Origin of the sequence: Gracilibacillus lacisalsi DSM 19029, assembly GCF_000377765.1 — a bacterium.
Lineage (GTDB): Bacteria > Bacillota > Bacilli > Bacillales > Amphibacillaceae > Gracilibacillus > Gracilibacillus lacisalsi.
This window is the reverse complement of the sequence record NZ_KB898670.1, coordinates 78,955-102,896: the sequence shown is the minus strand read 5'-3', so window position 1 is coordinate 102,896 and position 23,942 is coordinate 78,955. Positions and strand designations below refer to the sequence as shown.

The following is a 23,942-nucleotide window of genomic DNA, read 5'->3' as shown; positions in this document are numbered from 1 at the left end:
CTTTTTTTTAGGAGGGGATTCTATGAATCTATCATCGAATTCAACTATCTTGCTACATGATCTAATTATTAAAGAAGAAAACAAATTTTTTTTAGTGGAGAATAGCTATACAGGTGAATTTTATCAAATGCCAAAACCTGCTATAGAGGCTATAAAAAAAATAAATAGAAACGAAAACCTAAATGATATTGAAATATATTTAGAGAAAAAATATCCAGAAGAAGATATTGATATTATTGAATTTATTAAACAACTGCTTGATTTAGGGCTAGTAAAAGCGATCGATAACGAAGAAATAGCTTTCAACAGTATTGGTTCTTCACCTACAGGATTTAAATGGATATCTCCAAGTTTTGCAAAGAAAATATTTAACAGGTGGACAATACTCCTATTTATCATTATTTTAACGATAAATGTTTGGCTTTTTATTTCATTTCCGCGGACTATTCCGAATTTTATGGACATATTTATATTCGAATCTATGATAGCAAATATGTTAATATACTTACTTCTATCACTTATCCTACTCATATTTCACGAGTTTGGGCATATTTTAGCCATCAGGTCATTCGATTTGCCTGCTAGTGTTAATGTAGGACACAGATTGTTCTTTGTCGTGGCAGAAACAGACTTAACTGCTGGTTGGAAACTACCATCGAAAAAAAGGAATATACTCTTTTTAGGTGGTATGTTCATTGACCAACTGATTCTGTTTACCGTATTATTAATCAAACTGACAGTATCTATTGATCATCATCTTATGAATGGAATCTTATCGGTAGTAGTACTGGACATATTTATTAGAACAATTTATCAATGCTGTTTCTATATGAAGACGGACTTATATTATTTAGTAGAAAACATAACAGGTTGTTATAATTTAATGGAGAACGGTAAAAATTATATGGCAAAATGGATTCCATTTATTAAAGTAGATGAAACAAGTACTACCTTTGAAGGGGAAGAAAAAGTAGTCAAATTATATGGTGTATTTTCCTTCATCGGAGTCATATTAACGATGAGTTTATTCATTATATATTTCATTCCCCAAACGATTTACTTAATGGTAAATACACTACCACATTTAATGAATCCGATCGATAATCCCTACTTCTGGGATGCATTGGTGATCGTGGCACAATTCATTCTAATGATCAGTTTATTGATTTATTCGATTAGAAAAAAGAGAAAATCTGCTTCTACTTAAGTTTTACTAGAACTAAAAAAATCGAGCTTCAATAGCTCGATTTTTTTAGTGGAAGACAGCCTCGTTGATAATTTTCATTTTTTCTTGCTCCAACATATTTTTAGGAATCACTTTCGTTACTTTTTTATTCATATTACTAGACAAATCTTCCGCTTCCTCTTTGTTTCCGACTATTATAATCTTCTTCCAGTTTTTATCTTTTGCTAATTTGTCGAGGCTTGTAGCTATACTTTTATACCAACGATAGCGGTTAGCTTCAAAACGGGCTTCGAACTGTTCTTGTTTTGTGTTTTTTCCGCCAGATCCCATAGATGGCTGGGCTCGATGTGGTCCGGTATGTTCACGCCAATCTTCGGTATCAAGATCTAATTGATACAATTTCGTATTTTTTAAGTTTCCGAGTTCGGTGTCCAATACTTTGATGGATTCTTTCTGTGTTAGGATGATACCTGTTTCTGGGAACTGATCAAGCATTTTTTTGATCTGATCTAATTTAGGTGTCTCTTCCCAACTAAATTCAGTTTCAACGGGCATTTGAAATTTCTCAGCAAACCAAATCGACTGATCACCTGTTGCAAATATTACCACGCTTTTGGCTAAGTTTTGTTCATTTTCATGCATATAGTTTTCGACCATTTCTTTAACGGCCCAATAATTTCTTTTTTCTTCACTATCTCCGTCCATTTGTAAGTAGTTTTCAAAACTATTTAAACCATTTTTTAAATGTAACTTCCATTTGCCACCTTGTTGTTCAGGATCAGCTGGATCAGTGTTTAAATACATACTAAATACGCGTTGTGGTTTTTCCAGATAAACATTTTTCAACTTTTTGATTTCTTTATTGATATCCATAAAGTGTTATACGCTCCTTTTTAGTATGATCGTTTCTAGTTATCCTCTAACCGCTGTGAATATGTTTAAACATCAATCACACTATTTGAGTATTAATACCTAACAGAATGTAAATAGCTAATAAAGAACTGCTTAAAATAGTATACTAGCATTAATCGTATTTCCCGGGAAATGCCCCGCTTTAGTGAAGGAATCCCACTAGTGGAAATATAACCTTAAAAGGATGTGGTTAAAATGTGTGGTAGATTTACCTTAGATACATCGATAGAAGTTCTGGAAAGTGAACTAGATATCGTTCTGACCGAATTTCAACCGAGTTATAATATAGCACCAACGCAACAAGTACTGTCCATCGTAGGAACCAATGAAGGGAGAAAAGCTGGCTATCTTCAATGGGGACTAGTGCCAGGCTGGGCAAAAGATCCTAAAATAGGAAGTAAAATGATAAATGCTAGAAGTGAAACAGTTGATGAAAAGCCTTCCTTTAAACGATTATTATCACGAAGACGATGCTTAATTGTGGCAGATAGTTTTTACGAGTGGAAACGAGAAGAAAACGATAAGCAACCATATCGAATTACGGTTAATGATGGTCAGCTCTTCACTTTTGCGGGCTTATGGGATCGTTGGAGCAGTGGAGACCAAGAGATCGTCTCATGTACAATTTTAACCACGAAGCCAAATAGACTTATGCAATCGATACATGATCGAATGCCAGTTATTTTACAAGATAAAGATCAAGGTAATTGGATCGACCCAACGATCGACGATAAAACTTTCTTAAAAACTCTGCTAGTGCCGTTGGATGCTTCTCTTATGAAGGCTTATCCGGTTTCTAAAAAAGTAAATAATCCAACAAATAATGATCAATCATTAATAGAACCTATTTAGAATGTACAAAATAATGTACATTCTTTTTCTTAGGAAAAGAAAGTAAAAATTTGCGCAGATGTCTAGCTCTGAGCGCTCAAAAACTAGGCGACTTCACGAATCGCCCTAAGATAAGTCATCATCGGTTCGCTTTTCTTATTTAAACAAAAATGTTGACACATTATACTATAGGGGGGTATAGTATAAATAAAGAGATGAAAAGGATGTGATAATTGTGAATGAATCCTTGCACCAACATCCAAGTAAACCGAGATCTAAAGAGGAAATTCAAGCTACCGTTAATCGGTTAAAACGAATAGAAGGTCAGGTTCGGGGTATACAAAAAATGATTGAAGAAGATCGTTATTGTGTAGATGTTCTCGTGCAAATAAGTGCGATTAATGCTGCACTTAAAAAAGTAGGCTATTCCATTACGGAAAGACATATCAAACACTGTGTCAGTGACGCTATATTATCAGGAAATGGTGATGAAACGATAGAAGAGCTGATGGAAGTCATGAAACAATTCTCCAAATAAAAGGGGGGGAACTTCAAATGAGTGAAAACAAAAAAGTCACATTAGGGATTACTGGCATGACATGTGCTGCCTGCTCCAATCGTATTGAAAAAGTATTAAACAAAATGAATGGGGTGGACGCACAGGTAAACTTAACAACAGAAAAAGCAAGTGTTTCTTATGATCCTGATAATGTTCAAGTGGAGGACATCCAAGCAAAAATTGAAAAGCTTGGTTATGGCGTTCAGACAGAACGGATTGATTTGGATGTACACGGTATGACATGTGCTGCTTGCTCCAATCGTATCGAAAAAGTTTTAAACAAACAACCAGGTATTCAAAAAGCAACAGTTAATCTGGCCACGGAAAGTGCGTCTGTTGAATACAACCCTTCCTTTATTGAGGAAAGAGACATGATCGGTCGAATTCAGAAACTAGGGTATGATGCAAAAAGAAAGGCGGATAATCGGGAACAAGACTCCCAAAAAGAAAAACAACTTCAAAAAATGAAGCATAAGTTAATTATTTCTGTAATATTGACTTTACCACTTTTTGCAACAATGCTAGTGCATTTATTTAATATCAGCATACCTGCTATACTTTTGAATCCATGGTTCCAATTTGCTTTGGCTACACCTGTTCAATTCATTATAGGTTGGCAGTTTTACCGAGGTGCGTATAAGAACCTAAGGAACAAAACGGCGAACATGGATGTACTGGTTGCGCTAGGTACAAGTGCTGCTTACTTTTACAGTGTATATGAAATGTTGATGAGTAGCATGCCTCATTTATATTTTGAGACAAGTGCTGTCATTATAACACTGATTCTTTTTGGTAAATATCTAGAAGTTGCTGCGAAAAGTAAAACAACAATGGCAATTTCAAAATTACTTCATTTACAAGCTAAGGAAGCAAGAGTGTTTCGTGACAACAAAGAAGTGATGATTCCCATCGAACAGGTCGAAGTGGGTGATCAGTTAATCGTAAAACCTGGTGAAAAAATACCTGTAGACGGTATTGTTATCGATGGTCAGACTGCAGTAGATGAATCGATGATAACCGGGGAGTCAATCCCGATTGAGAAAACGATCGATGATACAATCATTGGTTCAACGATCAATAAAAATGGTTCGATAACAATGAAAGCGACCAAGGTGGGGAAAGATACCGCATTGGCTTCGATTATTAAAGTCGTTGAAGATGCTCAAGGGTCAAAAGCACCAATCCAACGTCTGGCAGATGTAATTTCAGGCTATTTTGTACAAATAGTGGTAGGTATTGCGATCGTCACTTTTTTAATCTGGATTACATTCGTATCGCCTGGTAATATCGAAGCATCATTAGTTGCGACGATAGCGGTACTAGTAATCGCCTGTCCATGTGCATTAGGGCTTGCTACACCAACATCGATTATGGTTGGAACAGGAAAAGCAGCCGAATCAGGTATTTTGTTTAAAGGTGGAGAACATTTAGAAAAAACGCATCAATTAGACGCGATTATCTTTGATAAAACCGGTACATTGACAAAAGGAAAGCCGGAAGTGACCGATTTCAGTGGTGATGAGGAAACATTACAATTGCTTGCCAGTGCGGAAAAGGATTCCGAGCATCCATTAGCAGAAGCTATTGTAACATATGCAGAAGAGAAGCAGCTTCCATTAGATAAAACAGAATCATTTGAAGCAATACCCGGGCATGGTATTAAAGCAAAAGTAAATGCGAAAAGTCTTGTCATAGGTAATCGGAAATTACTCCAAGATAACGATATTCAAACGAGTGACCAGGAAGATGCATTAAAAAGTTATGAAAAACAAGGTAAAACGGCAATGCTAATTGCTGTTGATGGCGAGCTTAGCGGAGTGATTGCTGTAGCAGATACAATAAAACCGTCTGCCGTTGAAGCCATTCAGCAGTTACAAGCACAAGACTTGCAAGTGATCATGTTAACTGGCGATAATGAGACTACTGCACAAGCTATCGCGAAACAAGTTGGCATTGATCAGGTATTTGCAGAAGTACTACCAGAACAGAAAGCAGATAAAGTAAAAGAAGTCCAGTTACAAGGAAAAACCGTTGCAATGGTTGGTGATGGTATAAATGATGCTCCTGCATTAGCAATTGCGGATATCGGAATTGCGATAGGAACCGGTACAGAAGTGGCGATTGAAGCTGCGGATGTGACGATATTAGGGGGCGAATTACTGCTGATTCCAAAAGCTATTAAACTCAGTCATGCAACGATTCGAAATATTCGTCAAAACTTATTCTGGGCATTTGCCTATAATAGTGCGGGCATACCGATTGCGGCAGCTGGTTTATTAGCACCATGGATTGCCGGTGCTGCAATGGCGTTTAGTTCTGTAAGTGTGGTAACAAATTCTTTGCGATTGAAGAGAGTAAAAATATAAAAATAAAAAGGAGAGAATCAAATGGCACAAACAATTCTAAAAGTTCAAGGTATGACATGTGGTCATTGTAAAGCATCTGTTGAGGGAGCATTACAAGAATTAACGGGTGTAACTAAAGCAGAAGTAAATTTAGAAGAGGGTACTGTATCTGTATCCTATGACGAATCAGATGTTACGATCGAAGCAATGCATGAAGCAGTAGAGGAACAAGGATATGATATAGTATAAGGAGTAAAAAGAGGGGGAACCAAATTTATTGGTATCCCCTTTTAACGCACTCCAACCATATTTGACTTTTTCTTTTTTTCGACCATCACTTCATTTAATACTTTAGTGAGACGAATCTTTTCTTTTTCGGACATTTTATGAAATTGTACACCATAGGCTATTTGTTTCTTTTTCTTATGTTCTTCTTTTCGGATAACCTCCCCGTTTAAAGTAAAATGGTACGATTTAATCGATATACTTAATTGGACCGTCACGCGATCTTTTACGGGAAAATTAAAATTGCATAAAAACATTAAGCCGCTAGTACTGATATTATCTACATAGCCATAAAATTGTTTGTTCGTTAATTGCGATAGTTGAGCGTTTTCTAAGTGAATTAGTGTAATTAAACATGGTTGATGATGTAAGGTAATACGGAAATTATTTCGTATGTTAGCCTCAAGCAACTCAGGATTAGTTGGAGTACGAGACTCTTTCAGATGGTCTTTCGATTTTTTATGCTTGAAATAGAAAGTAACAGTGACGATTAGAGCAATGATAGATATGATAATTTGAGTCAGGACAATCAGTTCAATATGAAACACCCCCTTTTCCATTATATTAGTTTTTATGATAAAAATACTATTCAAGTATTTTGGTTTCATTCCATATTACCTATGTTCCATAAGTATATTTCGTCACGCATATAGTAATTTCCTTCTAAAATTTATAGGAAAATAAAACTATATTATTTATATATACAGATGTTAGCTTAATTGGAAATAATTTGATAAAATACACAATTAGAAGATAAAAAGGGATTGACAATCAATTCCATTTTTTATATGATTTAATTGAACAGTGGTTAAAAAAAGGGGTTATATATATGGCACCGCGAAAAGCAGTGGATCAGGAACTTTCAAGAGAAGCCATCATCGATGTAGCACATCAGCTCTTTGTGGATCAAGGATTTCAGGCTGTTTCGATGAGAATGATTGCAAGAGAATTAGGTTATAGTCATGGAGCGATTTACTATCACTTTAAAAACAAAGCTGATTTATTTTATGCGATGATTGAGCAAGATTTTGCCATGATTAATCAGGAATTAGCACAGTTAGACAAATTAGAACTTTCAAGAGAAGAGAAGTTAAAAGAGCTGCTTTTGGGATTTATTCGTTTTGGATTAACGTATCCTAATCATTATGAAGTGATGTTTATTATGAATGACAAGGAATTACAGCATTACGCGACCAATGCACCTGAACAAAGCTATCAGCAATTTGCACAGGCAGTTGCGGCATTAACGAACCAACAAATAGAAATTAAAAAAATTTGGTCCGTCTTTTTAATGTTACATGGATTTGTTGCGCATTATTGTAGAATCGGTCATTCTTTTCAAGAGGTAGAGGAGCTGGCAATGTCACATGTTGATATGATTTTAGGGATGATATACATGGGTTAATTTTTTTACGATTTAATTGAACAACGGTTAATTAAGGGAGGATATGATGAAAAAAGCAATGGTTTTAGGAGCAAGTGGGGGGATGGGACAAGCAATTGTAAAGGAATTAGTAAATAGAGAGATAGAAGTAGTAGCATTTGCACGTAATGAAGCAAAACTACAAACCATTTTCGGCCATGATGGTCGGGTAATTGTTTGCCCAGGGGACGCTCAGAATAAATACGAATTGCAAAAAGAATTACATGATATAGATGTTATTTTTCATGCATTAAATGTTCCATATTCTCAGTGGGAGCAAAAACTGGAAAAGATCATGACTAATGTCGTTGAATTGGCTAAAGAACAGAATATCAAACTAGCGATTGTTGATAATATCTATGCTTATGGGGAAGGGAATGGAAAGAAAATTACCGAAGACTATCCAAAACAGCCCCATACCAAAAAAGGTAAGATACGACTACGACTTGAGGAAATAGTCAAAAATTCTGGCGTCTCTGCACTATTTGCTCATTTTCCTGATTTCTATGGTCCAGGTGCTGAGAAATCAATGCTCCATTATTTTTTTGCGTCGGTGAGACAGGATAAAGTAGCGATATTTATAGGAAATCCAAAAGTGAAACGTGAGTATATTTATACACCAGATGGTGCCAAGGCAATTATTACGTTAGCACAGCATCCTGATGCGTACGGGCAGCATTGGAATATCCCAGCTACCGACGTTATATCTGGAAAAGAAATTATCGAACTAGTAAAGGAAGGTGAACGATTTACGAAAAAGGTGTTTACAGTAAAAAAAGGACTTATCTCTTTTCTGGGATTGTTTGATAAAGATATGAAAGAAGTGGTGGAAATGCTTTATTTAACTGAAGAGCCTGTTGTTTTAAGTGGAGAGAAATATGAAAAGCATATCGGTATTCTACCGCGTACCCCATACAGAGAAGGAATTAAACAAACGTTATCCTATTATAAGGGGGAAGAATAAAAAAATGCTTTTTGAACTGTTTCGCATTTCTCATATTATTGCAGGTTTTCTGGCATTGTTTATTTTTTGGATTCCAATCGTCGTACGTAAAGGTGGAAAAATCCATCGTAAAATTGGTTGGGTGTATACCTATTCGATGGCGGTTGTGGCTATTTCAGCATGTTATATGGGTTTTTACCGGATTTTTTACGATCCTTTAGGAGACCAAACTTTTTCCTGGTTTCTTGTTTATATTGCGATACTAAGTGTCGCAACAGCCTGGTACGGTATACGGATATTACAATTTAAAAAAAGAAAAACGCCTCATCGTCATGTAGCAGATCTGGCATTTTCCTTTTCTTTGCTCACGAGTTCAGCTTTGATCAGTGTCTATGGATTTTATATCGATATGCCATTATTAAGTTATTTCCCTGCTGTCGGCTTGTTTGTAGCTGGAAGCCAGCTGTTTTATTGGCTTCGTAAGCCTAGCAAAAAAGGACATTGGTATATCGAACATTTAATTGGTATGTTAGCCTGTTCCATTTCGACGATTACAGCCTTTATTGTTTTCGGAGCACCGCGATTATTGAATATTGAATCGGTTAGTATTTTCTTATGGTTTGCTCCAACCGTTGTCATTACACCAGTGATCATAGGATTCAGTGTATATTACGGAAGGAAGTTCAATCAAAAAGTTATATAAAAAGATACCGCTACCTTACATTAGTTGCATGGTTGTAATACATGTTCCATCATCTTCGAAAGTAGAGATTTCTGATTCAGCTATTTTCCCATCATATTTAATCTTTGCTTGATAATTTTTATCTCGTGGTAACCATAAATCAATAAATCCATTATCAAAGGATTCAACCGTTTCATCCACTATAACATTACCGTCAGTATCTTCTATATATACATCAAAAGAAGTGTTGGATAACTCACCTTGACAACCTGTAAGACTATGATTAGTACATGGGTGTGTTTCATTTATAAATGGTGCGATCGAAACAAAAAACTCATTGTCTGGTAAAGAATAGCTTGTTTCATTACCATTCTTTTCGGCAATGATTAAATCTGTAGAAGTAATAGAAGCCGATTCGGCATCTTTTTCATCGATACTATATTGATGGACGAGATCTTTTAATTCTTCTGTAGATAATGTATCTGCTTGCTGTTCTTCATCATTACTACAGCCGACAAATAATAATATGATTAGTAGCAATGATAATATTGATCTTACTTTCATTGATATCGACTCCTCTGAAATATTACTAAAATTATTATAACACTTTACATGAAATTGCAGTATCCTTTGCTGATTGTTGACACAATTTCGGCAAAAAAGCACACCTAAGTTAATAGGTGTGCTCTCGTGTTAATCTCCATTAAAAATTGAGTTTTTCACTACGACATAATCAACGGTGCGAATTGCGTTTAATGTTTTCCCGCCTGCGTATGAGATAGAGGATTGCAGGTCTTGTTCCATTTCAGTTAATGTATCTTGTAAAGCTCCTTTATGCTCCACATACATTTTTTTACCTTCTACATTTTTCTTTTCACCTTTTTGATATTCAGAGGCAGAACCGAAGTATTCTTTGTACAGTTTACCATCATGTTCTACCGTCGTACCTGGTGATTCCTCATGGCCGGCAAAAAGAGAGCCAATCATTACCATAGATGCTCCAAAACGAATTGACTTGGCGATATCTCCGTGTGTACGAATACCACCATCAGCAATGATTGGTTTCGTTGCAGCTTTTGCACACCATCTTAAAGCAGCAAGCTGCCATCCACCAGTACCAAAACCTGTTTTTACCTTTGTTATACACACTTTACCAGGGCCAATACCAACTTTAGTTGCATCCGCACCAGCGTTTTCTAATTCACGAACAGCTTCTGGTGTACCAACATTACCAGCAATTACAAAACTGTCAGGTAAATGCTTTTTAATGTGCTGAATCATTTCGATTACAGCATCAGAGTGTCCGTGTGCGATGTCAATTGTAATGTAATCCGGAACAATTTTCTCATCGGCAAGTTCTTCAATAAAGCTATATTCTTCATCCTTCACCCCAACACTAATGGAAGCGATTAAGTTCTTTTCCCTCATGGATTTAATAAAATCTTTTCTCGTTTCAGGTTCAAAACGGTGCATCACATAAAAATAATTACGCTCTGCTAAAAAAGTAGCAATTTTTTCATCAATAATTGTCTGCATATTAGCAGGAACAACTGGCAGGCGGAATCTATGCTTTCCGAATTGAATCGACGTATCACATTCACTACGGCTTTTTACGATACATTTTGCAGGAATTAGTTGAATATCTTCATAATCAAATACATTTTCCATTTATCTCACTCCTAAAGACGAACATTTTTAATGGGTTATTCATAATCATTCGCCTTAGGTAATATAATATAGATAAAGAATTTTGTCAATGATAATGTCGTTTTTACTTGCTAGTAATCAAATAAGAGTATATTTTTTGTTTACATAATCGGAAAGTGGCCATAAAAAGATTAAAAGTGGCCATAAAACCCCAATAGTGACCGTACTAAGCTACGTCTGTCATTGTACTTTTTTCATAACAGATATTAATTATAGTAGATTCATTTCCGTAGATTTAGTAAAATGATAGAAAACAGTCATGAGGTGTTTTCATGGTACATAACTCTCCTGAAGTTGAAGCAGCTATTAAATATATCAAAGCAAATTTACATGAAGAAATCACACTTCAACAAGTAGCAAAGCATGTTGCTTACAGTCCCTATCACTTCTCTAGAATATTCAAAGATCAAATCGGTCTGCCACCACACTACTATTTATCAGCACTTCGACTACAAAGAGCCAAAGAACTACTGATCCATACAGATTTAACGATAAGAGATATAGGAATGGAGATTGGGCAACATAGCCTTGGTACTTTTACCACCCGATTTACACAAAAGGTAGGAGTGTCACCCTCTGTTTTTCGTCAATCGGAATCGAGTGTCACGCAACACCTTCAGCAAATTCAATTAAAACGCACTAAAGCTTTTAATCGCTATAGAAATATATCTCAAACTGTTCGGGGAAAGATTACATCACCTTCAGAGATAAATGGTATTATATTATTAGGTTTATTTTCTAAGCCTATCCCGGAAGGTTTGCCTTTGTACGGGACTATTCTTGAAACAGAAGGGGAGTTTGCATTTGAAAATGTAAAAGCAGGTACCTACTATTTACTTTCTACTACGGTGAATACCGGAATGAATAGTTCCGAAATATTATTAACAGAGTCGACACTTAGAGCTAAACTAGAAGAACCCGTTATTGTTCAACCTCATCATGAAACGCCACAGCTAAACGTCACCTTACGCCCACCTAGAATAGATGACCCACCAGTTCTTATTTCTATAGCTGTATTAATGCAGCAGTATATATCATCCAATATTGGAATAGGTGAGGGCAATATATAAGAAACTCACAGCTAAATCTTGAGCTATTTGGAAGACTTCTCACAGAAAAAAGTGCGTTTAACTAATATTTTTCAAGTTAAACGCACTTTACTCATTTAAAATTCAAAGTTATTGCTTTCAGAGACATTTTGTACATTGTACCACTTGTAACCGACATCAGAATATCTGGTGTTCGTCATGGTTACTTCACTGGAACTACTGTCTGTTCTGAAAATCGCTTCATTCATATTGGTAATAACACTACCTTCAATAAATATACTTGTTTTAAAGGTAGTACCACCATTTTGACGTATCATTTTACCCGCATTATCTGCAGTGAAATTAATAATTTCAAAAGTGGAAGGTGCATTAACTTGAAAAACTTTATCTTCACCATTTTGAGCTAAACCACCACGTACAGTTACATGTCCTTCATCTTTAATTGTTAAAGCATCTTCACCAACATCTTCCCAAACTACATTTTCGACTAATGCATCACCATAGGTGTGAACGCCGTCTGCTGCAGGATGACCCAATACGACATTTTTAAGAGTGGCTCCATCTTCCAATCTAAACACAGATTGTTGACTTTCTGATTGACTTCCATCACCTAACGTATCTGGATTAGCTACATATCTTTTGCCTTCACCATCAAATGTTTCTCCTTCTGAGATGACTATCGTTTCATTCACTGTAATAGTGTCAGCTGGTGGAACCTCGATGATTTGCCATTGTTGATTTTCTCCTCCTAAATCATCCCATTGGACAATGTTTGCTCCATTCTCGCTGGACCAATCAAATACTTCTAATGCCTTGCCACTATGCCTGTTTAGAATCTTGTAGTAACCATTGCCGAGATCAACGATATCCCATTGTTGACTTGTACCATTCCAATCAGACCATTGAGCTACGTTAGCACCATTGCTTGTAGACCATTCGTATACTTCTAGAGCTTTACTACTATTGATGTTGACAATTTTATGATAACCCTCTCCGACATCAATAATTCTCCACTGTTGATTCATTCCTTCAAGGTCATCATATTGCACCACATTACCGCCATCAGACATAGACCATTCGTAAACCTCTAATGCTTTACCACTGAATCTATTGATGATCTTGTAACTTTTACTAGCATCCAAACTAGCAGCATCGACATTTTCTACTGAAAATAGACCAACTACCAATAAAGTAAGCGCTAACAAAAATGTGAATTTAGTATTCAATTTTTACATCCTTCCATATTTTTGGTGAATGTGTTAAAAATCTATTCCTAGTTAATTGTAATGATTGGCCAATACACTACATCACTATTATATACAGGTGTGATTATACTTTTCAAGAAAAAAATGTAAAATCATTTAGTACTCACCAATTGTAATCTGATTATTTACTATAAGTGATAAAGATAGTAGTAATTAATTATTCTTTTATTTGACTTCCTTTTGTCTAGGAAAATATGCTATACTACAAATTGTGCTTAAAATAACATATAAGTCTGCGATTTAAGCAGGAGAGGTTCTAGCTACACCCTCTATAAAAAACTAAGGATAATCATGCCGTGCCTTAGGTATGATTTTTGTTTTTGGGTGTATAGAATTCTCTTTTTCAATGTGAAAGGGGAATTTTTTTATGGATAAAAATAATCGAGCAGTGGTTGTCTTTAGTGGTGGTCAAGATAGTACGACATGCCTTTTTTGGGCGTTAGAAAAGTTCGACCATGTGGAATTAGTAACTTTTGATTATAATCAGCGTCACCAAGCGGAAATTGAGGTAGCGAAAGAAATTGCAGCTGAGCAAGGCCTTAAACATCATATTTTGGATATGTCATTGTTAAATCAATTGGCACCAAATGCTTTGACAAGAGATGATATTGAAGTTGCGGATGGAGAAGATGGTGAGCTTCCCAATACGTTTGTTCCGGGAAGAAATCTTTTATTTTTATCCTTCGCAACGATTCTAGCAAAACAAATAGATGCGAAACATATTATTACAGGTGTATGTGAAACAGATTTTAGCGGTTATCCCGATTGCCGAGATATTTTTATCAAATCATTAAATGTTACTTTGAATTTATCAATGGATGATGATTTTGTCGTCCATACGCCATTAATGTGGCTCGATAAGGCAGAAACATGGGAATTAGCAGACCAATTAGGAGCTTTTGATTATATCAGAGAAAACACATTAACCTGTTACAACGGGGTTAGAGGTACAGGGTGTGGAGAATGCCCAGCTTGTCATTTAAGACAAAAAGGATTAGACACCTATTTAGCAAAACGTAATGGAGTGAATCAATAATGTACGGCTTTCGAATTGTCGATGATTTACAAAAAATAGATCAGGACATTAAACGCGATCAATTAAAATATCACCAGAAACGTGTCATGGTAAGTAAAGAGTTCACCTTTGATGCAGCCCATCACCTTCATTGTTATGAAGGAAAATGCAAAAATCTGCATGGACACACTTATAAAGTAGTATTTGGTATTAGTGGCTTTGTCGATGACATTGGAATTGTCATGGACTTTGGCGATATCAAACAAATCTGGAAAGAAAAAATTGAAATCCATCTCGATCATCGTTATTTAAACGAAACATTACCAAAGATGAACACGACAGCAGAAAATATGGTTGTTTGGATTTTTGAGAAGATGGAAGAAGCAGTACAGGATTTACCAAATCAATGTCGGGTAGAGTTTGTCCGTTTATTTGAAACGCCAACTAGCTATGCGGAAGCAAGAAGGGAATGGATGATCAGTGAATAAACTCCCTGTATTGGAAATATTCGGTCCAACTATCCAAGGAGAAGGCATGGTAATTGGCCGTAAGACAATGTTTGTTCGTACTGCCGGCTGTGATTACAGCTGTGCATGGTGTGATTCTGCTTTTACTTGGGATGGCAGTGCCAAAGAAGATATTGTCAAGATGACTAGTGAGGAAATTTTCAATCGATTAAAAGAAATTGGTGGTGATCAGTTTGATCATGTCACGATTTCAGGTGGGAATCCAGCACTCCTTAAACATGTAGGTGAATTAATAGACTTGTTACACTCGAACAATATGGAAGTAGCATTGGAAACGCAGGGGAGTCGTTGGCAGGACTGGTTTGTGGAAGTAGACGACTTAACGATATCTCCAAAACCACCAAGCTCCATGATGAAAACCAATTGGCCGATGTTGGATGACATTTTAGCCCAACTAGAAAAGCACGGTCGTCTTCAGCATACAAGTATAAAAGTGGTTATTTTTGATGACAATGACTTGGATTATGCAACTAATGTTCATAATAGGTATCCAGAGGTTCCTTTTTTCGTACAGGTAGGGAATGATAATTTAGAAGCAGTAGCACCGAACGAATTAGCGAGTCATTTATTAACAAAATATGAGTGGTTAATAGAGCAGGTTATGAACTCCAGTGCTTTAAACGATGTCCGTGTGTTACCACAAATCCATACTTTGGTATGGGGGAATAAAAGAGGTGTGTGAAAACCAACAAAGGCGTGCAATTCTATGCACGTTTTTGTTAGTAAGATTCCAATTTATCTCTCCAATAGCCATTTCAACATATTTTTTTCTGAATCTAATCTATTAAAGCCTAATTTTTCTAATACTCTGATTGATGCAACATTATTATTTTCGCATTCAGCAGTGATTCTTTTTACACTATTGGATGTAAACGCCCAAAGTATAATTTCCTTAACTGCTTCCGTTGCACAGCCTTTCCCCTGCAAGGAAGGCACTATTCCATAACCTACTTCAATCGTGTTTTCTGAATCTGGTTTTCCTTTAAAACCAATATCACCAATAACAGTGTCATTATCTTTATCTATTACAAACCATACCCCCCATCCTAAAAGTGATGCGTCTTCTTTTAGTGCTTCTAAATACATCGTTATATGAGAACCAACTTGATATTCTTCAGATGCGGAAATGGAAGATAGTGTTTCATTTGTACAAGGAATAATTTTTAATCGTTTCGTTTGTAATTCCATAGGCTTCTCCTTTGTTAATATCTTGGAATCAAGCAGATATCCTTTAAGTTATTCTCCCTTTATTTTACAATAGATTGAAACTAGATTAACTAGGAGTGTAAAAAGTTATGGAAATTCGTTTAGTGAAAAGTTCAGATTATAATAATATATCTCCCCTAATCAATGATTGGTGGGGTGGTAGACAAATGTCTGATATGTTGCCAAAATTATTTTTCGTCCATTTCAATAATACAAGTTTTATCGCTGAGAAGGATAGCGAAATCATTGGTTTTTTAATTGGCTTTTTGTCCCAATCTTATGCTAATGAAGCATATATTCATTTCGTCGGTGTTCACCCTGATTTTCGAAAATATGGGATAGGAAAACAACTTTATAAGGAGTTTTTTCATGTGGTTCAAAAACATGATAGAAATATTGTTCGTGCTGTCACCTCCCCAGTGAATAAAGTTTCGATTGCTTATCACAAAAAAATGGGGTTTGAAATAGAAGAAGGCGATAGTGAAGTGGGTGGTGTACCAGTTCACACCAGTTATGATGGTTCTGATCAAGGTAGAGTGTTATTTAAAAAATACTTAGGATAATTTGATTAGTTATTGTATTAATATTCTCTATTTTGTATAATTATACACAAAGGGGATGAGAGAATGAAACTGATACCAGAATCATACAACATGGCAGAGTATCTCAAAGAGCTGGAAGTTGTTAATTATTCACATTCCATCATTCAAAGTAAGAAAAATGATTTATTCTACGATGAGCAGACTGAAATCGAAAAGGTGAAAACAGCTTTTGAATTTGTAAGAGATAAAATATCTCATTCTTGGGATATTCAAGGCTCAATCGTAACCTGTCAAGCTTCAGATGTGTTAAGAGTTAAAGAAGGTATATGTTATGCAAAAGCTAATTTGTTAGCAGCGATATTACGTGCCGAAGGGATCCCTGCCGGATTCTGTTATCAAAAGTTAATGATCTTTGACACACCAGAAAAGGGTTACTCATTACATGCATTAAATGGCGTTTTTCTCAGTTCGGTAAATCGTTGGATAAGGGTAGACGCTCGGGGAAATAAACCAGGAGTACAAGCAGAATTTTCTTTAGAAGAAGAAAAATTAGCATTCTCCGTTCAAGAAGAATTCGGTGAAAAAGATTATCCAATTATTTTTACGAAGCCTAACCACAAAACAATAACTACTTTACAAGCATCTCCAAATGTTATCGAAATGTACAAAAATCACCTTCCAGATACCTTATAATACAACAGCACATGAACAATACTATGCGGTCAGCAAATGGATCGCTCTTTTTTTGTTATGTATCCATTAATTGGTTTTGAATATTAGGGTAATATTAGAGAAGAAAGGTTCATTATAAAGAAGGTGAAATTAGTGAAAATAATGGAAACTGAAAGACTATATTTAAGAGAATTAAAACTGGAGGATACAGAAAAATTATCAAAGGTTCTTTCTGATCCAGAAGCGATGCAATACTATCCTGAACCATTTAATATCAAAAAAGTAGAAAAGTGGATCCAGTGGAATATCGAAAATTACCAAAAATATAATCACGGGTTATGGGCAGTTGTCTTAAAAGATGATGATACATTCATTGGTGATTGTGGCATCACAATGCAAAATATTGCAGATGAAACAGTACCTGAGATTGGCTTTCATATTCTCAAAAACTACTGGAATAAAGGATATGCAACAGAAGCTGCAACTGCTTGTAAGGAATACGCATTTGAAGTTCTACATTATTCAAAGGTCTTTTCATACACCACCATGAAGAATATACCGTCCCAAAGAGTAGCAGAGAGAATAGGGATGCAGAAATATAAAGTCTTTGAGAAAAATGGAGAAAAACAAATCGTCCAAGTAGCGCTTAATGCTAACGCAATATCCTCATCATTTGCTTATCACAAAAAAGATCGGATTTCAAAATAGTTTAGCAGGATAATCAGAGATACATAGAGAATTAACTAATATGATTCTAAACTTCAAGGTGGTTGGGCGATGAGTAAACTTAAGTTTGATTTCCCCGTATCTGAAAGAACTTATAAGGTGATAGAGGATAGAAAATTAAAATTGTTCATTTTTGAGCCAGAGGTAAAGCAAACAGACAGGCCAGCAATTTTATTTTTTAATGGAGGTAGTTTTAAGAAGAATACTAAATCTCCCGTACAATTCCAACATCAAGCAAATTATTTTGCTTCTAAGGGTATGGTTGCCATATGTGTTGACTATCGAAATGGCTCTGATAAAGATTTCTTACCTACCCAAGCAATAACTGATGTAAAGTCAGCCATTAGATGGGTAAGGAGAAATTCTTCAGAGTTAGGCGTTGATCCGAACAAAATAGTTGTATGTGGTTCATCTGCAGGTGGATATGTTACTATCTCTTCCATTATGTTTAAAGACTTCAATGATGAACCTGAATATAGTAATCAAAGTATCGACCATATTCCCAATTTGTTAATCATATTTGCTGCTGGAATGGATGGAGTGGATATCATGAGAAGACGATACCCTCAATTACTCGAAAATGCTACTAAACTTTCACCTATTCATAATATGAAAAAATGTTTACCTCGTACACTATGGATTTGTGGTACAGCTGACGATTTTTATGCTCAAAATCTAGATTTTATTACACAAATGAGAGATAAAGGAAATGATATTACCTTCAAAACTTTTGAAGGTATGGAACATGGTTTTTTTAACTATGGTAAGCACCAGAATAAGTACTTTCATAAAACAAGAATGGAAATGGAGAAGTATTTACACTCGTTTAACGTAATTTCGTAGCTACAAAGGAAAAGTTGTTTCAAGGTCATGATTTTACTTCTAGAAAGCTTATACCTTCAAATGACTAAATGATAAATTGAAGGTTAGCTGTGTAATGTTTTCGTTTATGGTATTATATTCTAAAAGCATAAGTTGAAAGGAATGATTTAAATGGCCATTCCAAACGAAAATGGGAAATATACGTATGCTGATTATCGAACCTGGAATGATGGTGAAAGGGTCGAGTTAATTGATGGGGAGATTTTCAATATGTCTCCTGCTCCTTCTAGAAGGCATCAAGAGGTTCTGAGGGAATTATCTACAGCTTTTTCTGTTTTCTTGCGAGAAAGGGAATGTGAAGTATTTTTCGCGCCTTTTGATGTACGCCTGTTTGTAGATAATAAAAACGATGATGATATAAATAATGTTGTTCAACCGGATTTATCGATAGTATGTGATCAGGAAAAACTTGATGACAAAGGTTGTAATGGATCACCAGATATGATTATCGAAATCCTTTCACCGTCCTCTGTAAAGTTAGATCGCTGGAAGAAATATCATCTTTATGAAAAAGCGGGGATAAAAGAGTACTGGCTTGTTGATCCGGTAAACGAATCTGTAGAAATACATCTATTAGTAGGCGATCAATATAAATTTCAAGGAGTCTTTACGAAAGATGACACAATTTCTGTAAATATCATAACTGGATTAAAAGTAGTTCTCAATCAAATATTTGTTTAGAAAATTATAATTTCTAACATAAATGCGTGAGTGTAATGGAAAAGGTTCAAATATAAAAACACTATAGAAAGAAAGCATCCATTTTGATTAGTTTTTATTTAAAATGGATGCTTTCTCTGTTTTTGATTAAACATTTATTAAAGCTACACTACAACAATTTACTACAAAGGCAGGAAAATATTCTTATTTTCAAACACTTAATCAATATTCCAAAAATGTCATCTTTTTTGGAATATTATGTTAGTATTAAAGTGGTAAGCTATAGAGCCAGCACGACTCTTTGCGGAAAACTAAATAGAAGGGAACAAATTTATGCTGGAAGCAAATGTTGTCAAACGTATTAAAGCTGCTATGGAAAAGATTGATTTTTCGGGAACCGTTATTGTGCAAAATCCTAATAATATTGTGGTGGAGAAGAGTTATGGTTTTGCAAATCGTTCAGAGCATCTTGAGAATAAAGTAGATACTAGATTTGGTATTGCTTCAGGTTGTAAGCTGTTTACGTCGATAGCTATTTGTCAACTAGTTGAAAGAGGTAAGCTATCGTTTGAATCCAAGTTACAAGACTGTCTGGACATCTCGCTTCCTCATTTCGATCAATCTATTTCCATTCATCATCTACTAACGCATACTTCTGGAATACCTGACTATTTTGATGAAGAGGTAATGGATGATTTTGAAGAATTATGGATTAAATACCCGATGTACACGATCAGAAGGTTAGAGGATTTTTTGCCATTATTTCAACAAAATGCTATGAAACTACAAGTTGGGGAGAGATTTCATTACAACAATGCAGGATATATTTTACTCGGTTTAATAGTTGAACAGGCAAGCAACCTTCGCTTTTCAGATTATATTCAAGAACATATTTTTAACAAAACAGGGATGAATCAATCAGGATATTTTGAATTTGATGCTTTACCACAAAACACAGCGCTAGGGTATATGGACTTCCCGGATGGTAGTTGGAAGACAAATATTTATTCGCTTCCAGTAAAAGGTGGATCTGACGGAGGAGCATACACTACAGTGAAAGATATGATTAAGTTATGGGATGCACTAATAGGTAATCAACTTTTAGCTGAGGAATACACGAAAAAACTGTTTACACCTCATGTGAATAAAGATGAGCAGAATAGTTACTATGGATACGGTGTCTGGATTGAAAGAAATCATGACAATATTAACAAGTATCACGTTATGGGGTATGATCCAGGTGTTAGTTTTCATTCTGCCTTTTATCCAGAAAGTGCTTATAAGCTTGTAGTCTGCTCGAATAAGTCGGAAGGGGCATACGATATTATGAAAGAAATAGAACATGAAATCATAATTGTAAACGGTTAATTAAGTTATCTGTCCTTATTTAGAATTAGCTGATAATAATATATGAAGATCGTCATACAGGAGGAGAAAAATTGTACAGGAAAATTCATATAATGGGAGCAGCTGGTGCTGGAACTTCAACACTTGGTGCTACATTGTCAGAAGCTTTACCGCATAAACATCTTGATACAGATGATTATTTTTGGATAACCAAATTTACAGAACAAAGACAAGTTCCAGAAAGAAGAAAAATGCTTATAAAGGATTCATCGCAAAATGAAAACTGGATTTTATCCGGAGCAGTTTGTGGTTGGGGAGATACCTTTAAAGATTGTTTTGATCTGGTTATATTTCTATGGATTCCTTCAGATATTAGAATGGAAAGGTTGCGACAAAGAGAATTTCAAAGGTATGGAAAGGAGATATTAGCGGGTGGTAGCAAATACGAGCAATCGAACACGTTCTTAAAATGGGCTTCTCTATATGATAATGGCGGTATGGATGTTAGAAGTAAAACCTTACATGAACATTGGATGGAAGATTTAACTTGTCCAATTTTAAGGATCGAAGGAGATTATACTTTGTCTGAAAGAGTTGATATGGTCTTGGATTATCTTAAAAATTAATGATACTCTAACAGGAAGATAGATAGGTTAGAGAATGAAAGGAACTATTTACTCAAATTGTCAAAAAGTACGACAAAAATCAATATAGAGTTGAAGGGGGCATTCATAAATTACATAATATAGCAATACATGATATGCCTAAATGGTGGGTTTATCATCATCTTCCGTCAGCTTATGATGAAGATTTAAAGAGATTTTGGAATAATGATGTTGTTTATAACAAGCTTAGACCAATAGTTTTCTTGTGTTTACTGCAATATATTTAAAAGCCTTTAGAACAGAGATGAGGGATGTAGAATGGGAATTGATTTCCATAGTAAAAAAAGTCGTTTGTCTTACACAACTCGAATTGCTGATAACTCATGGAATGAAGTAATAAAAGACCTCGTACCTATCAAGAATATATCGAAGGCTTTAGATATTGGATGTGGTGGGGGAATTTATTCAAAGGCACTTTCTGACATGGGTGTTGAAGACGTTACTGGTGTCGATTTTTCCGAAACTATTCTTGAAGGCGCAATGGAAAACTGTAAAGAATATAAAAACATATTATTTAAACACGGAAATGCCTTGGAAACGGGATTAGATAGTAATAATTATCATTTATTGTTAGAAAGAGCATTAATACATCATATTAAAGAATTACACTCTTGCTTTCAAGAAGCATTCAGAGTTTTGAAGGAAAATGGATATTTCCTTATTCAAGATCGTACTCCTGAAGATTGTTTGTTAGAAGGTACAGACAACAACATCAGAGGTTATTTTTTTGAACTTTTTCCAAAATTGATTGAGCAAGAGAATAATCGTCGATACAATAGCCAATTTGTAATGGAAACCTTAAAGGATAATGGCTTTAGGGAAATTGAAGAAGTTAAGTTGTGGGAAACAAGAAAAGTATATGATAACAAAGAACCGTTACTAAATGATTTACGTCAAAGAACTGGTAGAAGTATTTTACACGAATTAGATGATGATGAACTAAATGTGTTAATAAATCATTTAGATCAATCCTTGCCAAATAACGAAATCATAACCGAAAAGGATAGATGGACAATTTGGAAAGCAATTAAATAATTTGAAGATTTGTCTGCCTAGGGAGCAAGGCTATTACAAATAGCTTAGAGAACAATTAATATACTTGTTTACGAAAAAAGAGTATACCACTTTGAACATATTTATATTTAACCGTGGAGGAAAGTTTAAATGATATTCTTCGATATTGATGCAACACTACTTGACCACGACAAAGCGGAAAGATTGGCAGCGATCGATTTCTATAAAAAAAATAGCGATGAGCTAGCGTGTAGCGAAAAGGATTTTGTTGATTTATGGTTTGCATTATCCAAAAAGTATTTCGAGAAATTTTTATCAGGTGAAGTAACATTTCAGGAACAGAGAAGAATGCGTATAAAAGACTTGTTCGGTCATCATTTAAATGACCAACAAGCAGATAATCTATTCAACTATTATGTAGCGTTGTATAAAAAAAATTGGTCTGCTTTTGAAGATGTAATCCCTTGCTTAAAATCGTTAAAACAAAAAGGGATTCGACTTGGGATTATTAGCAATGGTGATTATCAGCAACAAATTGAAAAATTAGAGAATTTAGCGTTTAAGCATTATTTTGAACATATCATTACCTCAAGTGAAATAGGTGTTGCTAAGCCTAATCCAATTATTTTTCAAAAAGCATGTCTACTAGCAAATGCTCACGTTCATAAAAGTTATTATGTAGGAGATAGATTGGAAACAGATGCAATAGGTAGTAAACAAGCAGGAATGATTGGGGTATGGCTAAACAGAATAAGTCACAAAACTACTTCAAGTGTAAAAGTAATACATAGTCTTGTAGAGTTAACAAAGATCGTTAGTGAGAGATGATTGAAGAGGAGGGAAAAACAATGGGCTCAAGAATCATGCACTTGATTATTGCTAATAGTATTGCAGAATGTCTGTCGATAGAAAAAAGAACCCCTTTTTTACTTGGAGGAATTGCTCCAGATGCTGTTTCACCTAAAGACATATCACATTTCTATACCGGTAAAGTTGAATATTCAAGAAACATTGATTATCAAGGATTTTTACATAAATATAGATCGAAAGTAAAAAGCCATTATATATTAGGTTATTTTACACATTTAATTGCAGATGATTTGTGGTTGAAAGGCTTCTACCTGCCTTGGTTGAAAAACAGAATCGATGCTAATAAAGATATGTTGAATCTATATCATCACGATTTCAGATTACTAAATGGCAAATTGTTAGAATACTATGGTCTTACAAATGAAGTGAGAAATATGCTCAAATTTAATGATGCTATCATTGATTTGCAAGAGGTTAAATCCAAGGATGTCGAAGATTTTATTCCCTATCTATTAGGCGATATGGAATATGATAGGGAAGTTATAAATGATGAACTAAATGTATTTACGTTTAATCAGATGGTCGGTTATATAGAGACATCAGTTGATAAGGGATTATTGAATATAAAATCGATACAGCTCTAATTAAATAATGCAGGTAAAAATAAAACGCTTGGACTAATTTCCAAG

28 protein-coding genes and 1 riboswitch are annotated in these 23,942 nt (G+C 35.0%); of the genes, 22 read left to right on the top strand and 6 right to left on the bottom strand.

Going from position 1 to position 23,942, the window contains the following annotated elements:
• Positions 1-22: 22 nt before the first annotated feature.
• On the top strand, positions 23-1,207 hold the full coding sequence (locus D569_RS0114300; protein ID WP_018933122.1) for a hypothetical protein: 1,185 nt from the start codon (positions 23-25) through the stop codon (positions 1,205-1,207).
• A gap of 45 nt (positions 1,208-1,252) precedes the next feature.
• On the opposite strand, the gene D569_RS0114295 is transcribed toward D569_RS0114300, so the two are convergent.
• The gene (locus tag D569_RS0114295) at positions 1,253-2,059 is read right to left on the bottom strand and encodes a VLRF1 family aeRF1-type release factor (RefSeq protein ID WP_018933121.1); all 807 of its coding nucleotides are present in this window, start codon (positions 2,057-2,059) and stop codon (positions 1,253-1,255) included.
• Between the two features lie 234 nt (positions 2,060-2,293).
• Here D569_RS0114295 and D569_RS0114290 point away from each other — a divergent pair, with 234 nt between their 5' ends.
• The 4 genes from D569_RS0114290 (at position 2,294) to copZ (ending at position 6,082) form a co-directional block, all read left to right on the top strand.
• Positions 2,294-2,950 carry an SOS response-associated peptidase gene (locus D569_RS0114290; RefSeq protein ID WP_018933120.1) on the top strand — a complete coding sequence of 219 codons (657 nt, stop codon included), beginning with the start codon at positions 2,294-2,296 and terminating at the stop codon, positions 2,948-2,950.
• A gap of 214 nt (positions 2,951-3,164) precedes the next feature.
• Positions 3,165-3,467, top strand: a complete 303-nt coding sequence (locus D569_RS0114285) for a metal-sensing transcriptional repressor (protein WP_018933119.1) — start codon at positions 3,165-3,167, stop codon at positions 3,465-3,467.
• A gap of 17 nt (positions 3,468-3,484) precedes the next feature.
• Positions 3,485-5,854, top strand: coding sequence for a heavy metal translocating P-type ATPase (locus D569_RS0114280; RefSeq protein ID WP_018933118.1), 2,370 nt, complete (start codon positions 3,485-3,487; stop codon positions 5,852-5,854).
• Positions 5,855-5,875: 21 nt separating this feature from the next.
• Positions 5,876-6,082 carry a copper chaperone CopZ gene (gene copZ / locus D569_RS0114275; RefSeq protein ID WP_018933117.1) on the top strand — a complete coding sequence of 69 codons (207 nt, stop codon included), beginning with the start codon at positions 5,876-5,878 and terminating at the stop codon, positions 6,080-6,082.
• 41 nt (positions 6,083-6,123) lie between these two features.
• Here the strand turns inward: copZ and D569_RS0114270 are convergent, their stop codons facing one another.
• Positions 6,124-6,726 (bottom strand): PilZ domain-containing protein, encoded by a 603-nt coding sequence (locus tag D569_RS0114270; RefSeq protein ID WP_018933116.1) that lies wholly within the window; start codon positions 6,724-6,726, stop codon positions 6,124-6,126.
• Between the two features lie 221 nt (positions 6,727-6,947).
• On the opposite strand from D569_RS0114270, the gene D569_RS0114265 reads away from it, so the two are divergent.
• Genes D569_RS0114265 through D569_RS0114255 form a run of 3 tightly spaced genes read left to right on the top strand, consistent with a single transcriptional unit; the run spans position 6,948 to position 9,187 of the window.
• Positions 6,948-7,523 carry a TetR/AcrR family transcriptional regulator gene (locus tag D569_RS0114265; RefSeq protein ID WP_018933115.1) on the top strand — a complete coding sequence of 192 codons (576 nt, stop codon included), beginning with the start codon at positions 6,948-6,950 and terminating at the stop codon, positions 7,521-7,523.
• Between the two features lie 46 nt (positions 7,524-7,569).
• On the top strand, positions 7,570-8,505 hold the full coding sequence (locus tag D569_RS0114260) for an SDR family NAD(P)-dependent oxidoreductase (protein WP_018933114.1): 936 nt from the start codon (positions 7,570-7,572) through the stop codon (positions 8,503-8,505).
• Between the two features lie 4 nt (positions 8,506-8,509).
• Positions 8,510-9,187 (top strand): DUF2306 domain-containing protein, encoded by a 678-nt coding sequence (locus D569_RS0114255; RefSeq protein ID WP_018933113.1) that lies wholly within the window; start codon positions 8,510-8,512, stop codon positions 9,185-9,187.
• A 15-nt stretch (positions 9,188-9,202) separates the two neighbouring features.
• On the opposite strand, the gene D569_RS0114250 is transcribed toward D569_RS0114255, so the two are convergent.
• Positions 9,203-9,730: a CueP family metal-binding protein gene (locus tag D569_RS0114250; RefSeq protein WP_018933112.1), complete on the bottom strand. Its 528-nt coding sequence runs from the start codon at positions 9,728-9,730 to the stop codon at positions 9,203-9,205.
• Between the two features lie 129 nt (positions 9,731-9,859).
• Entirely contained in the window at positions 9,860-10,834 is a 975-nt protein-coding gene (gene guaC / locus D569_RS0114245) for a GMP reductase (RefSeq protein ID WP_018933111.1), read from the bottom strand.
• Between the two features lie 311 nt (positions 10,835-11,145).
• Between guaC and D569_RS0114240 the strand changes: the two genes are divergently transcribed.
• Positions 11,146-11,943 (top strand): helix-turn-helix domain-containing protein, encoded by a 798-nt coding sequence (locus tag D569_RS0114240; RefSeq protein ID WP_018933110.1) that lies wholly within the window; start codon positions 11,146-11,148, stop codon positions 11,941-11,943.
• A gap of 95 nt (positions 11,944-12,038) precedes the next feature.
• On the opposite strand, the gene D569_RS25140 is transcribed toward D569_RS0114240, so the two are convergent.
• Positions 12,039-13,064, bottom strand: a complete 1,026-nt coding sequence (locus tag D569_RS25140) for a pectate lyase (RefSeq protein WP_425401991.1) — start codon at positions 13,062-13,064, stop codon at positions 12,039-12,041.
• A 367-nt stretch (positions 13,065-13,431) separates the two neighbouring features.
• Positions 13,432-13,476: riboswitch (PreQ1 riboswitch) on the top strand.
• A gap of 78 nt (positions 13,477-13,554) precedes the next feature.
• On the opposite strand from D569_RS25140, the gene queC reads away from it, so the two are divergent.
• The 3 genes from queC to queE are packed head-to-tail and all read left to right on the top strand — an operon-like array spanning position 13,555 to position 15,411.
• The gene (gene queC / locus D569_RS0114230; protein WP_018933108.1) at positions 13,555-14,223 is read left to right on the top strand and encodes a 7-cyano-7-deazaguanine synthase QueC; all 669 of its coding nucleotides are present in this window, start codon (positions 13,555-13,557) and stop codon (positions 14,221-14,223) included.
• The gene (queD, locus tag D569_RS0114225) at positions 14,223-14,690 is read left to right on the top strand and encodes a 6-carboxytetrahydropterin synthase QueD (protein WP_018933107.1); all 468 of its coding nucleotides are present in this window, start codon (positions 14,223-14,225) and stop codon (positions 14,688-14,690) included. Before queC ends, queD begins: the two co-directional genes overlap by 1 nt.
• Complete coding sequence (gene queE / locus D569_RS0114220; protein WP_018933106.1) at positions 14,683-15,411, top strand: 7-carboxy-7-deazaguanine synthase QueE; 729 nt, start codon at positions 14,683-14,685, stop codon at positions 15,409-15,411. Before queD ends, queE begins: the two co-directional genes overlap by 8 nt.
• Positions 15,412-15,464: 53 nt before the next feature.
• Here queE and D569_RS0114215 read toward each other — a convergent pair whose 3' ends face one another.
• Positions 15,465-15,917, bottom strand: coding sequence for a GNAT family N-acetyltransferase (locus D569_RS0114215; RefSeq protein ID WP_018933105.1), 453 nt, complete (start codon positions 15,915-15,917; stop codon positions 15,465-15,467).
• Positions 15,918-16,024: 107 nt separating this feature from the next.
• Between D569_RS0114215 and D569_RS0114210 the strand changes: the two genes are divergently transcribed.
• From D569_RS0114210 to D569_RS0114165, 10 genes are all read left to right on the top strand, one after another.
• A complete protein-coding gene (locus D569_RS0114210) occupies positions 16,025-16,498 on the top strand; it encodes a GNAT family N-acetyltransferase (protein WP_018933104.1) in 474 nt (157 codons plus the stop codon).
• A gap of 63 nt (positions 16,499-16,561) precedes the next feature.
• Complete coding sequence (locus D569_RS0114205) at positions 16,562-17,170, top strand: transglutaminase-like domain-containing protein (protein ID WP_018933103.1); 609 nt, start codon at positions 16,562-16,564, stop codon at positions 17,168-17,170.
• 132 nt (positions 17,171-17,302) lie between these two features.
• Positions 17,303-17,857, top strand: a complete 555-nt coding sequence (locus D569_RS0114200; protein ID WP_018933102.1) for a GNAT family N-acetyltransferase — start codon at positions 17,303-17,305, stop codon at positions 17,855-17,857.
• A 69-nt stretch (positions 17,858-17,926) separates the two neighbouring features.
• The gene (locus D569_RS0114195) at positions 17,927-18,718 is read left to right on the top strand and encodes an alpha/beta hydrolase (protein WP_018933101.1); all 792 of its coding nucleotides are present in this window, start codon (positions 17,927-17,929) and stop codon (positions 18,716-18,718) included.
• Between the two features lie 150 nt (positions 18,719-18,868).
• Positions 18,869-19,438, top strand: a complete 570-nt coding sequence (locus D569_RS0114190; RefSeq protein WP_018933100.1) for a Uma2 family endonuclease — start codon at positions 18,869-18,871, stop codon at positions 19,436-19,438.
• A 312-nt stretch (positions 19,439-19,750) separates the two neighbouring features.
• The gene (locus D569_RS0114185; protein ID WP_018933099.1) at positions 19,751-20,785 is read left to right on the top strand and encodes a serine hydrolase domain-containing protein; all 1,035 of its coding nucleotides are present in this window, start codon (positions 19,751-19,753) and stop codon (positions 20,783-20,785) included.
• Positions 20,786-20,856: 71 nt separating this feature from the next.
• Positions 20,857-21,390: an ATP-binding protein gene (locus D569_RS0114180; RefSeq protein ID WP_026287338.1), complete on the top strand. Its 534-nt coding sequence runs from the start codon at positions 20,857-20,859 to the stop codon at positions 21,388-21,390.
• Positions 21,391-21,687: 297 nt separating this feature from the next.
• The gene (locus D569_RS0114175) at positions 21,688-22,464 is read left to right on the top strand and encodes a class I SAM-dependent methyltransferase (protein ID WP_018933097.1); all 777 of its coding nucleotides are present in this window, start codon (positions 21,688-21,690) and stop codon (positions 22,462-22,464) included.
• A gap of 129 nt (positions 22,465-22,593) precedes the next feature.
• Positions 22,594-23,271: an HAD family hydrolase gene (locus D569_RS0114170; RefSeq protein WP_018933096.1), complete on the top strand. Its 678-nt coding sequence runs from the start codon at positions 22,594-22,596 to the stop codon at positions 23,269-23,271.
• A 20-nt stretch (positions 23,272-23,291) separates the two neighbouring features.
• The gene (locus tag D569_RS0114165; protein ID WP_018933095.1) at positions 23,292-23,897 is read left to right on the top strand and encodes a hypothetical protein; all 606 of its coding nucleotides are present in this window, start codon (positions 23,292-23,294) and stop codon (positions 23,895-23,897) included.
• Positions 23,898-23,942: the final 45 nt, after the last annotated feature.

Excerpts from the sequence above, each read along its gene's own strand:
- D569_RS0114300 (WP_018933122.1), top strand. The coding sequence starts at position 23 with ATGAATCTATCATCGAATTCAACTATCTTGCTACATGATCTAATTATT.
- D569_RS0114295 (WP_018933121.1), bottom strand. The coding sequence starts at position 2,059 with ATGGATATCAATAAAGAAATCAAAAAGTTGAAAAATGTTTATCTGGAA.
- D569_RS0114290 (WP_018933120.1), top strand. The coding sequence starts at position 2,294 with ATGTGTGGTAGATTTACCTTAGATACATCGATAGAAGTTCTGGAAAGT.
- D569_RS0114280 (WP_018933118.1), top strand. The coding sequence starts at position 3,485 with ATGAGTGAAAACAAAAAAGTCACATTAGGGATTACTGGCATGACATGT.
- copZ (WP_018933117.1), top strand. The coding sequence starts at position 5,876 with ATGGCACAAACAATTCTAAAAGTTCAAGGTATGACATGTGGTCATTGT.
- D569_RS0114270 (WP_018933116.1), bottom strand. The coding sequence starts at position 6,726 with ATGAAACCAAAATACTTGAATAGTATTTTTATCATAAAAACTAATATA.
- D569_RS0114265 (WP_018933115.1), top strand. The coding sequence starts at position 6,948 with ATGGCACCGCGAAAAGCAGTGGATCAGGAACTTTCAAGAGAAGCCATC.
- D569_RS0114260 (WP_018933114.1), top strand. The coding sequence starts at position 7,570 with ATGAAAAAAGCAATGGTTTTAGGAGCAAGTGGGGGGATGGGACAAGCA.
- D569_RS0114255 (WP_018933113.1), top strand. The coding sequence starts at position 8,510 with ATGCTTTTTGAACTGTTTCGCATTTCTCATATTATTGCAGGTTTTCTG.
- D569_RS0114250 (WP_018933112.1), bottom strand. The coding sequence starts at position 9,730 with ATGAAAGTAAGATCAATATTATCATTGCTACTAATCATATTATTATTT.
- guaC (WP_018933111.1), bottom strand. The coding sequence starts at position 10,834 with ATGGAAAATGTATTTGATTATGAAGATATTCAACTAATTCCTGCAAAA.
- D569_RS0114240 (WP_018933110.1), top strand. The coding sequence starts at position 11,146 with ATGGTACATAACTCTCCTGAAGTTGAAGCAGCTATTAAATATATCAAA.
- queC (WP_018933108.1), top strand. The coding sequence starts at position 13,555 with ATGGATAAAAATAATCGAGCAGTGGTTGTCTTTAGTGGTGGTCAAGAT.
- queD (WP_018933107.1), top strand. The coding sequence starts at position 14,223 with ATGTACGGCTTTCGAATTGTCGATGATTTACAAAAAATAGATCAGGAC.
- D569_RS0114215 (WP_018933105.1), bottom strand. The coding sequence starts at position 15,917 with ATGGAATTACAAACGAAACGATTAAAAATTATTCCTTGTACAAATGAA.
- D569_RS0114210 (WP_018933104.1), top strand. The coding sequence starts at position 16,025 with ATGGAAATTCGTTTAGTGAAAAGTTCAGATTATAATAATATATCTCCC.
- D569_RS0114205 (WP_018933103.1), top strand. The coding sequence starts at position 16,562 with ATGAAACTGATACCAGAATCATACAACATGGCAGAGTATCTCAAAGAG.
- D569_RS0114195 (WP_018933101.1), top strand. The coding sequence starts at position 17,927 with ATGAGTAAACTTAAGTTTGATTTCCCCGTATCTGAAAGAACTTATAAG.
- D569_RS0114190 (WP_018933100.1), top strand. The coding sequence starts at position 18,869 with ATGGCCATTCCAAACGAAAATGGGAAATATACGTATGCTGATTATCGA.
- D569_RS0114185 (WP_018933099.1), top strand. The coding sequence starts at position 19,751 with ATGCTGGAAGCAAATGTTGTCAAACGTATTAAAGCTGCTATGGAAAAG.
- D569_RS0114175 (WP_018933097.1), top strand. The coding sequence starts at position 21,688 with ATGGGAATTGATTTCCATAGTAAAAAAAGTCGTTTGTCTTACACAACT.
- D569_RS0114170 (WP_018933096.1), top strand. The coding sequence starts at position 22,594 with ATGATATTCTTCGATATTGATGCAACACTACTTGACCACGACAAAGCG.
- D569_RS0114165 (WP_018933095.1), top strand. The coding sequence starts at position 23,292 with ATGGGCTCAAGAATCATGCACTTGATTATTGCTAATAGTATTGCAGAA.